The 16,022-nt window shown below is 39.1% G+C and carries 13 protein-coding genes; all 13 read left to right on the top strand.

The genetic code is table 11. The features are described 5' to 3' along the window. Positions 1-179: 179 nt before the first annotated feature. The gene (locus IGL24_RS00610; RefSeq protein WP_010720424.1) at positions 180-542 is read left to right on the top strand and encodes an Asp23/Gls24 family envelope stress response protein; all 363 of its coding nucleotides are present in this window, start codon (positions 180-182) and stop codon (positions 540-542) included. A gap of 51 nt (positions 543-593) precedes the next feature. After that, complete coding sequence (locus IGL24_RS00615) at positions 594-2,276, top strand: DAK2 domain-containing protein (RefSeq protein ID WP_207115359.1); 1,683 nt, start codon at positions 594-596, stop codon at positions 2,274-2,276. A 109-nt stretch (positions 2,277-2,385) separates the two neighbouring features. Beyond that, the gene (gene recG / locus IGL24_RS00620) at positions 2,386-4,422 is read left to right on the top strand and encodes an ATP-dependent DNA helicase RecG (protein WP_207115358.1); all 2,037 of its coding nucleotides are present in this window, start codon (positions 2,386-2,388) and stop codon (positions 4,420-4,422) included. A 47-nt stretch (positions 4,423-4,469) separates the two neighbouring features. Continuing rightward, positions 4,470-5,471: a phosphate acyltransferase PlsX gene (gene plsX / locus IGL24_RS00625; RefSeq protein WP_206854582.1), complete on the top strand. Its 1,002-nt coding sequence runs from the start codon at positions 4,470-4,472 to the stop codon at positions 5,469-5,471. 119 nt (positions 5,472-5,590) lie between these two features. Continuing rightward, entirely contained in the window at positions 5,591-5,833 is a 243-nt protein-coding gene (gene acpP / locus IGL24_RS00630) for an acyl carrier protein (protein WP_206854789.1), read from the top strand. A 588-nt stretch (positions 5,834-6,421) separates the two neighbouring features. Beyond that, the gene (locus IGL24_RS00635; RefSeq protein WP_071867772.1) at positions 6,422-7,426 is read left to right on the top strand and encodes an ABC transporter ATP-binding protein; all 1,005 of its coding nucleotides are present in this window, start codon (positions 6,422-6,424) and stop codon (positions 7,424-7,426) included. Then, positions 7,427-8,371, top strand: a complete 945-nt coding sequence (locus IGL24_RS00640; RefSeq protein ID WP_206854579.1) for an ABC transporter ATP-binding protein — start codon at positions 7,427-7,429, stop codon at positions 8,369-8,371. Further along, positions 8,371-9,333: an oligopeptide ABC transporter permease gene (gene opp4B, locus IGL24_RS00645; protein WP_206854576.1), complete on the top strand. Its 963-nt coding sequence runs from the start codon at positions 8,371-8,373 to the stop codon at positions 9,331-9,333. Before IGL24_RS00640 ends, opp4B begins: the two co-directional genes overlap by 1 nt. 29 nt (positions 9,334-9,362) lie before the next feature. Continuing rightward, the gene (locus tag IGL24_RS00650; protein ID WP_206854572.1) at positions 9,363-10,277 is read left to right on the top strand and encodes an ABC transporter permease; all 915 of its coding nucleotides are present in this window, start codon (positions 9,363-9,365) and stop codon (positions 10,275-10,277) included. 25 nt (positions 10,278-10,302) lie between these two features. Then, entirely contained in the window at positions 10,303-12,084 is a 1,782-nt protein-coding gene (locus tag IGL24_RS00655; protein ID WP_206854570.1) for an oligopeptide ABC transporter substrate-binding protein, read from the top strand. Between the two features lie 383 nt (positions 12,085-12,467). Next, positions 12,468-14,507 (top strand): DUF1430 domain-containing protein, encoded by a 2,040-nt coding sequence (locus IGL24_RS00660; protein WP_347401511.1) that lies wholly within the window; start codon positions 12,468-12,470, stop codon positions 14,505-14,507. Continuing rightward, positions 14,500-15,123, top strand: a complete 624-nt coding sequence (locus tag IGL24_RS00665) for an ATP-binding cassette domain-containing protein (RefSeq protein WP_207115357.1) — start codon at positions 14,500-14,502, stop codon at positions 15,121-15,123. The genes IGL24_RS00660 and IGL24_RS00665 overlap by 8 nt, the downstream gene beginning before the upstream one ends. A 203-nt stretch (positions 15,124-15,326) precedes the next feature. Further along, complete coding sequence (gene rnc, locus IGL24_RS00670) at positions 15,327-16,019, top strand: ribonuclease III (RefSeq protein WP_206854565.1); 693 nt, start codon at positions 15,327-15,329, stop codon at positions 16,017-16,019. The last annotated feature ends 3 nt before the right edge of the window (positions 16,020-16,022 follow it).

Genomic DNA, 16,022 nt, shown 5'->3' on the forward strand with positions numbered 1-16,022 from the left:
ATTTTCATAGATCTGGTTGACATTTTCATCGATTAAATGTAACGTGAACAAGGTCTTTTCCTATTTTTTTCAATGGTTTTTGAGTACTTTAAGGGAACAACCTTTTATTTCCGTGGACGCTATGATAAAATGTGATAGTAGAAAAATGGGAATATTTTACCCGTTAAGGAGGCTCATTCATGGCTGTAAAAATTCAAACGTCAGCTGGAACCATTGAAATTACCAATGATGTCATCGCAACAGTTGTTGGTGGTGCCGCAACAGATGTATTTGGTGTTGTAGGAATGGCTAGCAAGAATCAAATCAAAGATAATATCACTGAAATTTTACGTAAAGAAAATTACTCAAGAGGAGTAGTTGTCCGCCAAGAAGCTAATGGGATCGCTGTAGATGTTTATACGATCATTAGTTATGGAACAAAAATTTCGGAAGTTTCTCGTAATGTCCAAGAAAAAGTGAAATATAACTTGGAGACTTTACTAGGTGTTACAGCCAATTCAGTAAATGTCTTCGTGCAAGGTGTTCGTGTACTGCCAGACTAGGCAGGAGACTTGCTGACTGTTCAGCAGTCGATCTGAAGGAGGATTATCTAGGTGAGTGTAACAGAAATTAGTGCAAGCCAATTCCAAGAAATGGTTCAGTCCGGTGCGAATCGGCTACAAAAAAATGCAGAATATGTCAATTCGCTAAATGTATTCCCGGTTCCCGATGGAGATACCGGTACAAATATGAATTTATCAATGACAAGTGGCGCAAAAGCCGTTGTTGATTCTACCTCTGAAAAGGTAGGAGAATTAGCAGCGTTACTATCTAAAGGATTATTGATGGGTGCCCGAGGAAACTCTGGGGTCATTTTGTCTCAGTTGTTCCGTGGCTTTTCAAAACAAATCCCTGACGTGACTGTCTTAACAGCTACAGAATTAGCTGCGGCTTTCACTCATGGCGTTGAAACAGCTTATAAAGCAGTAATGAAGCCTGTCGAAGGAACGATTTTGACAGTTGCAAGAGAAGCTGCAAAAGCTGGTGAGAAAAAAGCAAAGTCAACAGATGACGTGATCGAAGTCATGACTGCTGTCGTCAAAGGTGGTAAACGCGCGTTAGCTAAAACACCTGATTTATTGCCTGTGTTAAAAGAAGTGGGCGTTGTTGATAGTGGCGGACAAGGTCTGCTATTTGTATATGAAGGTTTTCTAACTGCGTTGAATGGAGAATATCAAGCAGATGAAGTCTATGAACCATCTCCTGCTCAAATGGATGATATGGTGAACGCAGAACATCATCGTAGCGTGCAAGGTCAATTAGCTACTGAAGATATCCATTATGGTTACTGTACAGAAATCATGGTGAAGATCGGCGAAGGGCCGACAGTAGATAGTACATTCGATTATGAAGAATTCCGTAACTATCTAGATGGATTGGGTGACTCTCTATTAGTGGTCAATGACGATGAGATCATCAAAGTGCACGTGCATACAGAAAATCCTGGTGAAGTCATGAATTATGGTCAAAAATTCGGTTCCTTAGTGAAAGTCAAAGTAGACAACATGCGTCTACAACATGAAACGATCTTGGAACATGATCAAGCACCTTCAGCGCCTGTCTCACAAGCAAAACCTCGTGTGCCTTATGGAATCGTTGCAATTGCAGCGGGTAAAGGTGTGCAAGAGTTGTTTGAAAGTTTAGGAGCGAACTACGTGATCAGTGGTGGCCAAACGATGAATCCAAGTACGGAAGATATCGTGAAAGCAATCAATGAAGTAAATGCAGATAAAGTCATCATCTTACCAAACAACAAAAATATATTTATGGCAGCTGACCAAGCTGCTGAGGTGGCTGAACTTCCAGTTGCTGTAGTACCTTCAAAAACGGTTTCTCAAGGTTTGACAGCGATGTTGTCCTTCAATGAGCAAGCTACTTTAGAAGAAAATAAAGCAACGATGACAGATATGCTTTCAAGCGTTGTCAGCGGTCAAGTGACGCATGCGATCCGTGACACGATGATCGATGGAGTGAAAATCACAGAAGGTGATTTCTTAGGAATGATCGATGGCAAGATCGTGATTTCTAATCCAGACATGTTAGCGACATCATTTGCTACGTTAGAGCAAATGATCAACGAAGATACTGAGATCGTTACGATTTTAATCGGAGAAGATGGTTCCGCAGAACAAGCACAAGCATTAGCGGATCAATTAAGCGAGAAACACGCTGAGTTAGAAATCGAGATCCATCAAGGGGATCAACCTGTCTATCCTTATTTATTCTCTGCTGAATAATGTAGAGTGAAGCCGATAGATGGAGCAGAAAATCATTTGAAAGGATCTTCGGTCAACGATCAGTGAATCGTTGACCAAGTTCCTTTTTTTGTTAAAGGAGGGGAGTCTTTTGCGGTCATTAGCTGATCCAGTCACAGTGCTAGCAGGTGTCGGTCAAAAAAGAGCGGATAGTTTAGCGAGTTTAGGCATCCATACGATTGAAGATTTGTTAACTTATTATCCTTTTCGTTATGAAGATATCCAAGAAAGAAATCTAAACGAAATCCAAGACCAAGAAAAAGTTACATTAAAAGGATTGGTTGTCTCTCCGCCAGTAATGAGCCGTTTTGGCTACAAAAAAAGCCGCTTGCAGTTTCGTATGATGCAAGATCATGAAGTTTTCAATGTGTCTTTCTTCAATCAACCTTATTTAAAAGATAAAGTCATTTTATCTGAAGAAATCGCCGTTTATGGGAAATGGGATGCAAAACGTAAAGCACTAAATGGGATGAAGATCCTTGGTTCGCAAAGCCCAGATGATTTCTCTCCCATCTATCATGTCAACAAATCCATTCGTCAAACGACTCTCGTCGATCTGATCCGCCGAGGATTTAGTGAGTATGGTGATTTTATTGAAGAGAACTTACCATTATCATTGATTGAAAAATATCGGTTACTTGATCGTTCAACTGCTGTAAGAAGCATGCATTTTCCGCAAAATCATGAGGAAAATCATCAAGCCAAACGACGGATCGTCTTTGAAGAATTTTTTATGTTCCAGATGCAGTTACAAGGACTTAAAAAAGCAGAAAAATCGGAGAAGAACGGACTTGAGATCCTTTATGATGTGGAACGGTTAAAACAGTTTACGAGAAAATTGCCCTTTGAATTAACGACGGCACAAAAACGTGTGACGAATGAGATTTGTCGAGATCTCCGTAATCCTCATCACATGCAGCGACTTTTACAAGGCGATGTAGGGAGTGGTAAAACCGTGGTTGCTGCCATTGCGTTATATGCGACAGTGACTGCTGGTTTTCAAGGAGCGTTGATGGTCCCAACAGAAATCTTAGCGCAACAACATATGGAAAGTTTATCCCAACTATTTGATCCCAATGAAGTAACAGTCGCGTTATTGACTGGTTCAACGAAAGCCAAAGAACGCCGAGAGCTTCTAGAACGTTTAGAAAATGGGGAGATCGATATCATCGTTGGCACACACGCATTGATCCAAGAAGGCGTGGCTTTCAAAAATCTTGGTTTAGTGATCACGGATGAACAACATCGGTTTGGTGTGAATCAACGAAAGGTCCTACGTGAAAAAGGTTGGCGACCTGATGTGCTGTTTATGACAGCAACACCTATCCCTCGAACCTTAGCAATCACAGCGTATGGTGAAATGGATGTGTCTGTGATCGATGAGCTTCCTGCTGGTCGGATTCCCATCGAAACAAGGTGGGTCAGAACCCCTCAACTAGATAGCGTGTTAGAATGGACGTATAAGGAACTACGCAAAGGGCATCAGATGTACGTGATTTGTCCACTGATTGAAGAGTCGGAAGCCTTAGATGTGAAAAATGCAGTGGAAATTTATGAAAAACTTCGTGAGTTATTTGCACCAGAATATGAAGTTGGCTTATTGCATGGTAAAATGAAGAATCAAGAAAAAGATCAGATCATGGAAACATTCAAAGAAAATCAACTCCAGATCTTAGTGTCGACGACAGTGATCGAAGTCGGGGTCAATGTGCCGAATGCAACGGTCATGCTGATCATGGATGCGGACCGTTTTGGTTTAGCCCAACTACATCAGCTACGCGGGCGTGTCGGTCGGGGGAGTGAGGCTTCTTATTGTATCCTCGTGGCGAACCCTAAAAATGAATTAGGTGTCGAGCGGATGAAAATCATGACAGAAACCACGAATGGCTTTATCTTGAGTGAAAAAGATTTAGAGTTACGAGGGCCAGGGGAAGTATTCGGGTTTCGCCAATCTGGCTTGCCAGAATTTGCGATCGCAGATCTAGTCACAGATGGGAACGTCTTAGAGGTTGCCCGTGAGGAAGCTGCGGCAATCTGGCAAATCAAAGACTGGCAATTATTACCTGAGTATCAACCATTAACAGCCAAGCTACAATTAGACAACCAAGATAATCGTTATTTCGATTGATCGATTATCAATACGTTCAAAAATGATGACGAGGAGTGGAAACGATAATGAGAATTGCAGTAGATGCAATGGGCGGAGATCACGCACCACAAGCCATTGTGGAAGGCGTAGCTCTAGCACAAAAAGATTTTCCTGATTTAGAATTTGTTCTTTATGGTAAAGAACCGGAAATCAAGAAATATTTAACAGATCAAACAAATATCACGATCGTCCATACTGACGAAAAAATCAATAGTGATGATGAACCAGTCAAAGCCATCCGTCGCAAAAAAACGGCTTCTATGGTTTTAGCTGCACAAGCAGTCAAAAATGGGGAAGCAGATGCCATTTTTTCAGCGGGAAACACAGGGGCTCTATTAGCAGCCGGCTTATTTATTGTTGGACGTATCAAAAATATTGAACGCCCAGGCTTGATGTCCACGTTGCCAGTTGTCGGCAAAGAAGGCGAAGGCTTTGATATGCTTGATTTAGGTGCAAATGCAGAAAACAAACCAGAGCATCTTTTACAATATGGTATCTTAGGTTCGTTTTATGCGAGAAAAGTTCGTGGAATTGGGCGTCCTCGTGTAGCATTGTTGAACAACGGAACGGAAGAAACTAAAGGCAGCGAATTGACGAAACAAGCGTTTGAACTCTTACAAAATGAAACAAGCTTGAACTTCATCGGGAATGTAGAAGCACGGGACTTATTGAATGGCGTAGCAGATGTCGTGGTCACGGATGGTTTTACTGGAAATGCAGTTTTGAAATCGATTGAAGGTACAGCGATGAACATGATGACATTGTTGAAATCTGCCATTTTGAATGAAGGTATTAAAGGGAAAATGGGTGCGTTACTGCTAAAAGACGGTTTGCGCTCATTGAAAGCTGAAATGGATTATTCAAAACATGGCGGCGCAGTTTTATTTGGACTGAAAGCACCAGTCATCAAAACACATGGTGCAACCGGACCAGAGGCTGTTCGCTATACGATCCGCCAGATCCATACGATGCTTGAAACCAACGTCGTAGGACAATTGGTCGAGCAATTTGAGAAAAAAGAGGACTGATTTTTCTACGAATTGACAAGCTCATGGAGAAAAAAGGGTGGACATTCCCAAAAATTGTCAGTAAAATTAGCTATGGTGAAGAAAACGTAGTAGTTCTAAGAATTGTGGGGGTGAAAAAATTGACGCGTGAAGAAGTATTTAATAAAGTAGCTAAAATCATTTCGAATCACTTTGAAATGGATACCGACAAAGTGACAGATGAATTAAACATTAAAGATGATCTGAAAGCTGATTCAATTAGTATCATGGAATTCGTTCTTGAACTGGAGGATGAATTCGGAACAGAGATCTCTGATGAAGATGCTGAACAAATCGAAACAGTCGGCGGCGCCGTGGATTATATCAGCAACAACTTGAAATAAATTCAATGAATAAATACACAACAACCGATGAATGAATTGGCGAAAGCTAATTTCAAATCAAAGCCAAGAAAACAGAAATAGGTTTACTATTTCATGTTTTCTTGGCTTTTTCAGTTGTGTTTTTTTATGAAATAGTTTTTTTAAAGAGTAAGATCATGGAAGAAAAGGGAACGCCTTAACAGATTTTCCATTATTTTTATTCCGTATATTTTGTATAATTATGCTTTTGTAAATAAAAATGTTTTTTCAATAAACCCCGTTTTTTATCGTTGCCTGTTTTTTTGTCGTGTTTTATAATAATTCTCATTTTATAAAAATAGTAGGATAAAGAGAAGGTTTGCTCTTCGCCTCATTTTTTTTTAATCTTTTTCTGATACTCACATAGTGACGTAAGATTTTTCAGATAATTCTGGCAACAATGTGAAATAATCTTGCAATATAAAACGGTTTTCTATATAATTATTAATAATAAATTACACACTCCTTAGAATGCTACTTATTTAATTTTTTTTGTTTAAGTTGTTATTCAGTGTAGGATTATTTTTTTTATTAAAGAACTTCCATCGAGGAGCAGAGAGGGGTATTCGATTGTCAGATAATCAATTATTAGATGTTCAGAACCTACACACAGGCTTCCGTCTAAAAGATGAATATTACGATGCAGTAGACGACGTTTCTTTTACTTTAGATAAAAACGAGATCTTAGCCATCGTAGGTGAGTCTGGTTGCGGAAAAAGTACGTTAGCTACAACGATCATGGGGTTGTTGGATCCTAACAACACAAAGATCACAGGGGAGATCATGTACAATGATTTAAATTTAATTGAATTAAATGAAACGTTGTATAACAAAATTCGCGGAAATGATATTGGGATGATTTTCCAAGATCCGTTGTCTGCATTAAACCCTCTGATGAGAATTGAAGATCAAATCAAAGAAGGTTTGTCTTATCATACAAAAATGACTGCTGATCAAAGACAGGCACGTGCATTGGAACTATTAGAACAAGTTGGGATCCCAAATCCTGCGCGAGTGGGTCGTCAATATCCGCATGAGCTATCAGGTGGTATGAGACAGCGTGTGATCATCGCGATCGCCATTGCATGTAAGCCGCCAATCATCATCGCAGATGAACCAACGACCGCTTTGGACGTAACGATCCAAGCACAGATTTTGGACTTATTGAAAGATTTACAAGAAGAAACAAAAACAGGGATCATTTTGATCACGCACGATTTAGGTGTCGTTGCTGAAATGGCCGATCGTGTTGCCGTGATGTACGGTGGACAATTTGTTGAAGTTGCGGGCGTCAAAGAATTATTTGAGAACCCAAAACACCCTTATACACAATCACTACTAAATTCGATTCCACAAGAAGGAAACCACGAAGCAGAATTACATGTGATTGAAGGGGTCGTTCCTTCATTGAAAAATATGCCACGAACAGGCTGTCGTTTTGCACCGCGGATTCCTTGGATTCCAGCGAGCGCTCATGAAGAAAATCCAGTGTTGCATGAAATCGCACCAAATCACATGGTACGTTGCTCATGTTATAAACATTTCCACTTTAGAGACGAAAAAGGAGAGGTGTAGATGTCAGAATTAATCACAATCAAAGATTTGAAAGTTCACTATCCTATTCGCAGTGGGTTTTTCAACCGAGTAACAGACCATGTCTATGCAGTAGACGGTGTCGATTTTATTATTGAAAAAGGAAAAACATATGGACTAGTTGGCGAATCAGGTTCTGGTAAATCCACAACTGGTAAAGCAGTGGTTGGTTTAGAAAAAGTGACCTCCGGAGAAATCATGTATGAAGGCAAAGACGTGACGAAAAGAAGTAACCGCAAAAAAATCGGTTATAACAAAGACGTCCAAATGATCTTCCAAGATTCGATGTCGAGTTTGAATCCTAAGAAACGCGTATTGGATATCATCGCTGAACCGATCCGTAACTTTGAACGCTTGAGCGATCAAGAAGAAAAGAAAAAGGTCAAAAGCTTATTAGATATCGTTGGGATGCCAGAAGATGCGTTATACAAGTATCCACATGAATTTTCTGGTGGACAAAGACAGCGTTTGGGGGTTGCCCGAGCAGTCGCGACAAATCCTAAGTTGATCGTGGCAGATGAACCTGTTTCTGCCTTGGACTTATCCGTTCAGGCGCAAGTCTTGAACTTCATGAAACGCATCCAACAAGAATTTGGATTGAGCTATTTATTTATCTCTCATGACTTAGGTGTCGTAAAACACATGTGTGACAATATTGCGATCATGTACAAAGGTCGATTTGTTGAAATCGGTACACGAGAAGATATCTACAATGATCCACGCCACATCTATACAAAACGCTTACTATCTGCGATTCCACGAATCGATGTAGACAATCGGGAAATGCATAAACAAAACCGACGGAATGTTGAACGCGAGTATATCGAACATCAAAAAGATTACTACGACACAACAGGCCGAGTGTATGACTTACGTACATTGACCCCTACACACAAAGTAGCGTTGAAAGATGGAGGTGCTAGCTAATGTGGAAAACGATTCTACGAAGAGTTCTTTTAATGATCCCGCAAGTGATCATCCTTAGCGTGTTGATCTTTATACTAGCGCAAGCCATGCCTGGAGATCCTTTTACAGGATTGATCAACCCAAACCAAGACCCAGCTGTCATCGAGCAAATGCGTCAAGCAGCCGGACTGAACGATCCTTGGTATGAACAATATTTCCGTTGGATCGGAAATGCTGTACAAGGTGATTTCGGACAAAGTTTCTTATTCAAACGCCCTGTTGCCTATTTGATTGGTGAACGTGTCGTCAATACTTTGTATTTATCAGTATTAACTGTAATTATTACGTATTTGATCGCTGTACCGTTAGGCATGTTGGCTGGTCGTTACCAAAATTCGATTTTGGACAAAGCAGTTGTTATCTATAACTTCTTTAGTTTTGCTGTTCCATTATTCATTTTTGGATTGATCATGCTATTCGTTTTTGGTTACCGTTTAGGCTGGTTCCCAACCAGTGGTTCTCAGACCTTAGGTTTCCAAGGAAACTTTATTGCTCAATGGTTTGATCGCTTGCAATACATTCTATTGCCAGCAATCACACAAGCCTTTTTAGCCACAGCTGTTACGATCCAGTATCTGCGTAGTGAAGTCATTGATTCAAAATCACTCGACTTTGTACGTACCGCTCGATCAAAAGGTGTGCCGACCAACAAAGTATTCAGTCGCCACATTTTCCGTAATGCAGCATTGCCAATGGCTTCTCAAATGGGGTATGAAATTACGTCATTGATCGCCGGATCTGTAGTTATCGAAAAGATCTTTGGTTACCCTGGTGTCGGAAAACTATTTATTGACTCAATCGGTCAACGTGATTATACCGTGATCACTGCCTTAGTCTTGATTTTAGGAATCGCAACGTTAGTCGGAACACTGCTGTCAGATATCATCATGAGCATTGTTGATCCGCGTATACGAATCCAATAAAAAAATCAAACAGAAGGGAGAATCGATCAATGAGTGATAAAAAGAAAGAAGTTACGCAAGAAAGTATCCCACCAATGGGGATACGAATGATTGCACGAGAATTTATAAAAGATAAAGTCGCCATTTTTTCACTGGCCTTACTAGTGATTTTGTTGTTAGTCATTTTTATTGGGGCAATCTTTATTGACCAAGATCAAGTAATGTTTGTTAGTATTTTTGATAAGTACGCAGAACCTGGTGCTATCTCCACTCAAGGAACAAAATTCCTTTTAGGAGCAGATGAAGGTGGACGTGATGTCTTCGGACAATTGATCATCGGGGCAAGAAACTCTGTCATGATCGGTTTTGCTATTACGATCTTGACTTCGATCATCGGGGTAGGTTTAGGGATCCTTTCAGGATTCTACGGTGGTATGATCGATAACATCTTGATGCGTATCGTCGATTTCATCATGATTTTACCGATCATGTTGATCATTATTGTATTTGTTTCAATTATTACGAACTATAATGTATGGTCATTCATCTTTATTATGAGTGCATTTTATTGGGTCGCTAAAGCCCGATTATTCCGAAGCAAAACATTATCCGAAGCAAGACGTGATTATGTCAGTGCTTCTAAAACAATGGGAACAAGTGATGTGAAAATCATGTTCCGTGAAATCATGCCGAACCTTAGCTCATTGATCATTACCAACTTGACAATGAACTTTGCGGCAAATATTGGGATCGAGACCACTTTGACTTTCTTAGGCTTCGGATTGCCAACCAATGTACCAAGTTTGGGAACATTGATCGGTTATGCAAGTAACGGTGAAGTTTTAGTGAATCGACAATGGATTTGGTTACCCGCGTCAATTCTGATTTTAGTCTTGATGTTGAGTATAAATTACGTTGGTCAAGCATTTAAGCGTTCTGCAGATGCGCGTCAACGGTTAGGATAAGAGAAGTGAAGGGGGAAAATAGGATATGAAGAAAACGATTTTTGGACTTGTCACACTGCTATCTGTTGCAACTTTAGCAGCGTGTGGAAATGGCGGCGGAACTAGTTCCTCAGGGAATAATTCGTCAGATAACGGGAGTGGTAGTGATTTAACGTTCCCACTAGCAACAACAAATAATGATGATGCAATCGAAGATGGCGAATTGAACGTTGCAGTAGCAACGGATAGCCAATTCAAAGGATTGTTCCAATGGGAATTTTATCAAGATGCCTTTGATAATGCATTTATGGCACCTTCTCATGAACCATTATTTACAAATGATGCCAACTTCACGATCACAAATGATGGTGCAGCTTCATTAGAGTTAGATGAAGATGCGAAAACAGCAACGATCACACTGAAAGACAATGTTAAGTGGTCTGACGGCGAGGACGTTACAGCAGATGACGTTATTTTCCCTTATGAAATCATCGGACATCCTGACTACACAGGTATTCGTTATGACGATACGTTCCGTAATATCGTCGGTATGGAAGAATATAACAGTGGTAGTGCCGATACGATTTCTGGAATCACTAAAGTAGATGACAAAACTGTTAAAATCGAATACAAAGAAATGAACCCAAGTATGCTTCAAGCAGGTGGCGGTATCTGGACATATGCTGCACCTAAACACACACTTGAAGGTGTTGAAGTCAAAGATATGGAATCAAGTGATCAAGTCCGCAAACATCCAGTGACATTTGGTCCATACTACATGAGCAATATCGTAGCTGGTGAATCAGTAGAGTACTTACCAAACGAACACTACTGGAACGGAACACCACCATTGAAGAAAATTACAATGAAATCATTGCCAACAGCAAGTGCGACAGAAGCATTGAATTCAAAATTATATGACATGATTTTCCAAATGCCAACGGATACTTTCGAAACTTACCAAGATATCGCTGGCTATACAAACTTAGGTCGTCCACAAACTTCATACACATATCTAGGATTCAAACTAGGTAAATGGGATGCTGATGAAGGAAAAGTTGCTTACGATCCAGATTCAAAAATGGCAGATAAGTCATTACGTCAAGCAATGGGTTACGCTTTAGATAATAATGCAGTAGGGGAGCGTTTCTACGCAGGCTTGAGAAGCAACGGAACAACGTTGATCCCACCAGTATTTGCAGACTTCCATGATGATTCAATCGAAGGTTACACATTGAACCTTGATAAAGCAAACAAATTATTGGATGATGCAGGATTTAAAGATGTTGATGGCGATGGTATCCGTGAAGATAAAGACGGCAATAAATTGACGATCAACTTTGCATCAATGTCCGGTGGTGAAGTGGCACAACCATTAGCCGATTACTATATCCAACAATGGAAAGAAATCGGACTAGATGTTCAATATACAACTGGTCGTTTGATCGAATTCAACTCATTCTACGATCGTTTAGAAAATGATGATCCAGAAATTGATGTCTATCAAGCTGCTTGGAGCACAGGAACAGATCCAAACCCAACTGGCTTATGGGGCGCAAACGCTGCATTCAACTACACTCGTTATGAGTCAGAAGAAAACACAAAATTGATCAATGCAATCAACTCTTCAGAAGCATTTGATGAAGATTTCTTGAAAGAAGCTTATAGCAACTGGCAACAATATGCATTTGAAGAAGCATTTGCAATTCCAACATTATTCCGTAACGAAGTATTACCAGTCAACGACCGCGTAAGAGATTGGGACTGGTCATACGGAGCACCAAATCCATGGGCTACTGTAACTGTGACTTCAGATTCACGTTCATAAACCAACAAATGATAAAACCGAATCAGCTCGAGATAGGCTTGTCCTATTCTCGGCTGGTTCTTTTTTCTTTGTGAGGAGTAAGTGAAATGTTTGTTGTCTTCAATCATTAATACATAACAAATAAACTATGGGCGTTTTTTAATCAGAAAAATAGAAGAATAGATATTCTTTATAGACTTGTGAATATATAATTATTTGTGAAGGGAGAGAAATAATCAGATGTTTTAGTTTTGTTATTTTTATGCAATCTAAAAGTCACTGTAAATATCAGAACGAGAGCATGTGTTTACTGGAAGTAAGGCTGAAAGGTGGTGGATACAGAAATTGTAAGTGACTAAGATATAAATCTCGCTACACGATTAGGCGAAGGATACAAATATTCAATGACTTCGCCACTATTGTACGAAGTGTTTTTAGCTTATTTATATTTTAGCTACTTTTTTCTATTCATGATGAAAAAAATCTATCGAGGATTATTTATAGTTACAGTGTTAAGTTTCCTTTATGCGATTTCTTTTATTGGAAATGAGGGGATAAAGAGTGCGATCCCCAATGCTCATTCCGGTATTATGATCGAAGAAGCAAGTGGAACGATTCAAGAAGTCAACCAAACGATTTCTGCGTATGCAAAAAAACATCAAATAGCGATACATAAGTTAGTTTTTCGAATGGGCGAGTCCGGTGAGACGATAAAAGAAATTTATACGTTTGATCAAACGGAGCGTTCAGAATACTCTTTCACCCCAATAAAATCGGATGTCACCACATATTTTTATGATTATACAGAGATGAAGAATCAAGATGTGTTAGGTACGTATATAGTAACAGAAGCACCCCCATCTGAAATGATGGCTGATTTTTATGAGCAAGGGATCAAATTGGAGATTGAGGAGATAAAATGGTTCTATTTGTTGACTGCGGGATTATTAATGAGTATTGGCCAACTATTTTTGATTTTATTTGTCTTTGTGATCTTAGATTTATTGTTTTATAAAGCTTCTCTGCGTAAGAAAATCGGTATCCTTGAGATGCTAGGGCGTCGTTGGTTAAAGGGTTCAATCAAGGATAGTTTCATTGATAGTGCGATTTACACCTTCATAATTGTTGCTTTTTCTTGGGGATTCCCACAATTGCAGTTTCTTTATCTACCTATTTTTTTCTGGGGCCTTTTAATGATTTGGGTGCTTCAATTATTTACGAGTTGGGTGATATTTTCGTTTGGTACGATTTCAGATAAGATAAAAGGAAGGAAACCTTACCGATTATTATTTCGTTTGAATATTTTATTAAAGATCGTTATCTTCACATTTGTCACTGTGCAAGCCAGTACGTTATCAAATAAAGTAATGGAGACACGTGAGCTTGAACGACAGCTCTCCCAATGGACAAGAGTTCCTGACTATTATCACTTGGGATTTAGTAGAGACACGAGTTTACTTGTAGATTTGGCAAAAGGCAAAGAGGTGCGACAGAAAGAACAAGTGTCAATCAATTCACGGCTACTTCCTTTGTTAGAACAATCAGAGCAAGCAGGTGGTATTTTTCTACGGGACAATGAACTTGGCCACAATAGTCCGACACTAAGTTATATTCAAAATGATGCTTTTTGGTTAAGTAACCATCAGGCTATTAAAGAATTGGCTATCAAGGATGCGAATGGTCAATCGATTGACGCATTAGATGATTCTTTTTTCTATCTGCTTATTCCTGAAAATAAGCGAATGTATACAGAAATGATCATTCCAGAAGCCGAAGCTGAACTTGATTTTTATCAAAATTCTTTTGAGTACGAAACGAAAGCATACGAAGGCGAGTTAAAAATTCTTTATACGCAAGCAAATCAGGTCCTTTTTAACTATAATTTCCAACCCTACGAAAAAATTTTTTCTTCTAATCCAATTATCGTCTCCATGTCACTGCCATTGATCCAACCGAATATCGAAATATGGCTCCAGGATATCTCAAATGGCACTTATTTATTTCGAGATCCTCAACTTGTTCAAGAATTTATTGAAGAGAATCATATGGAACATGATTTTTATGGATTGATTGCTGTAAAGGATAGCATCAATCAAGCACTTGTGAGTGTGAGACGTGAGTATTATACAACCGTAAGCATTCTGTTCCTGATCCTTATTGGTTTTGTGTTCGTCCAAATCTATTTGAGTTTGGTGTATGTAGAAATGAATAAGAAAAAACTATTTCTCAAATATATTACGGGTTGGACACTACTCCAAAGGCATCATAAGTATTACATGAAAGTATTAGGTATTTCTGGGGTTGTCGCGTTGATCCTATCATTTATCCATCATGCTTGGTGGCAAATTTTAATTTTATTACTACTATTTGAATCGTGTGTCCTTCTATTCGCTACGTATTTCTCAGAAAAAAGGAAACGTCTGGAGGTGATCAAATATGATTGAAGCAAAAAAAATCAGTAAAAAGTATAAGGGAAAAGTGATTTTTGAAAATGTCTCTTTACAGTTAGCGACTGGTTCGATAACTGTGATCACAGGAAGTAGTGGTGTTGGGAAAACGACGTTACTAAACTGCTTAGGACAACTTGAATCAATTGATTCTGGTGAAATATGGTTCGACAATCAATTACTCCATCACAAAAGTAAAAAACGCTTTTTTCGTGAATATGCAGGGTTTTTATTTCAAAACTTTGCATTGATCGATAATGAAACGGTCAAGCAAAATTTACGATTAGTAGTAAACGAAGAGGAGAAAATGATTGCTGCGCTTCGTAAGTTTCAAATGGAAGATTTATTGCATCAAAAAGTATTTCGTCTAAGCGGTGGCGAACAACAGCGCGTCGCATTAGCTCGTTTATTTTTACAAAGGCCTAAGATTGTTTTTGCGGATGAACCTACTGCCTCTTTAGATAGAGGAAATCGCCAACTCGTGATCGATGCATTGAAAGAATTGAATAAACAAGGAGTGACGATCGTCTTAGTCACCCATGACTTAGATTTGGCAGAACAGTTAGGTGGGCGAGTTGATATGAATCAACTATTGATCAAGCAAAAGTTGTGATAGGTGTAACTGAACTACGAATAGACGGTAAGATATGTTTCATCAAATTTCTTATCTTTTATTCGTAGTGTTTTTTTATTAATAAGATTTTCCAACATGGTTTATAAAGCTTTTCATACCTTTTGTCTCAACCATTTCATATTTTATAAAAAACCAGTATAATAAGGAAGTATTGAAAAAATAGCCATAAAGGAATGTGGGAAATGGACAATCAGCTAACAAAAGAATTGAAAGAGAAGTATAGCATCGTTTTTCACGATTTAAACTTGCTTGAACAAGCTTTTACCCATTCATCCTATGTGAATGAGCATCGCAATTTGCAACTGTCGGACAACGAACGTCTTGAGTTTTTAGGAGATGCTGTATTAGAGTTGATGGTTTCAGAATATCTGTATCGTTTGTATCCAGATATTCCAGAAGGAAAATTGACCAAAACTCGTGCAGCTATCGTACGTGAAGATAGTTTATCCAAATTTGCCAAGGAATGTCATTTTGATCAGTATATCCTGTTAGGAAAAGGTGAGGAGAACTCTGGTGGACGCACACGTCCAGCACTTCTTTGTGATTTGTTTGAAGCCTTTTTAGGAGCATTGTACCTTGATCAAGGGTTTGACGCAGCACACGCGTTTATTGAAACAGTGATTTTTCCGAAGGTTCGTGCAGGTGCTTTTTCCCATGAGATGGATCACAAAACAAAATTACAAGAAGTATTGCAAAAAGCAGGAGATGTATTGATCGAATATCGTTTGATCAACGAAGAAGGGCCAGCACACGAACGTATTTTTTGGATCGAAGTATACGTTGATGATCGGTTGATTGGGACTGGACAAGGAAAATCGAAAAAATTAGCAGAACAAGCTGCTGCTGAGAATGCTTTGGCAGCACTAAGTAAGTGAGGG

The sequence above is a fragment of the Enterococcus sp. DIV2371 genome, from assembly GCF_050498525.1.
GTDB lineage: Bacteria > Bacillota > Bacilli > Lactobacillales > Enterococcaceae > Enterococcus_B > Enterococcus_B mangumiae.

Excerpts from the sequence above, each read along its gene's own strand:
- IGL24_RS00610 (WP_010720424.1), top strand. The coding sequence starts at position 180 with ATGGCTGTAAAAATTCAAACGTCAGCTGGAACCATTGAAATTACCAAT.
- plsX (WP_206854582.1), top strand. The coding sequence starts at position 4,470 with ATGAGAATTGCAGTAGATGCAATGGGCGGAGATCACGCACCACAAGCC.
- IGL24_RS00640 (WP_206854579.1), top strand. The coding sequence starts at position 7,427 with ATGTCAGAATTAATCACAATCAAAGATTTGAAAGTTCACTATCCTATT.
- opp4B (WP_206854576.1), top strand. The coding sequence starts at position 8,371 with ATGTGGAAAACGATTCTACGAAGAGTTCTTTTAATGATCCCGCAAGTG.
- IGL24_RS00650 (WP_206854572.1), top strand. The coding sequence starts at position 9,363 with ATGAGTGATAAAAAGAAAGAAGTTACGCAAGAAAGTATCCCACCAATG.
- IGL24_RS00655 (WP_206854570.1), top strand. The coding sequence starts at position 10,303 with ATGAAGAAAACGATTTTTGGACTTGTCACACTGCTATCTGTTGCAACT.
- IGL24_RS00660 (WP_347401511.1), top strand. The coding sequence starts at position 12,468 with ATGACTTCGCCACTATTGTACGAAGTGTTTTTAGCTTATTTATATTTT.
- IGL24_RS00665 (WP_207115357.1), top strand. The coding sequence starts at position 14,500 with ATGATTGAAGCAAAAAAAATCAGTAAAAAGTATAAGGGAAAAGTGATT.
- rnc (WP_206854565.1), top strand. The coding sequence starts at position 15,327 with ATGGACAATCAGCTAACAAAAGAATTGAAAGAGAAGTATAGCATCGTT.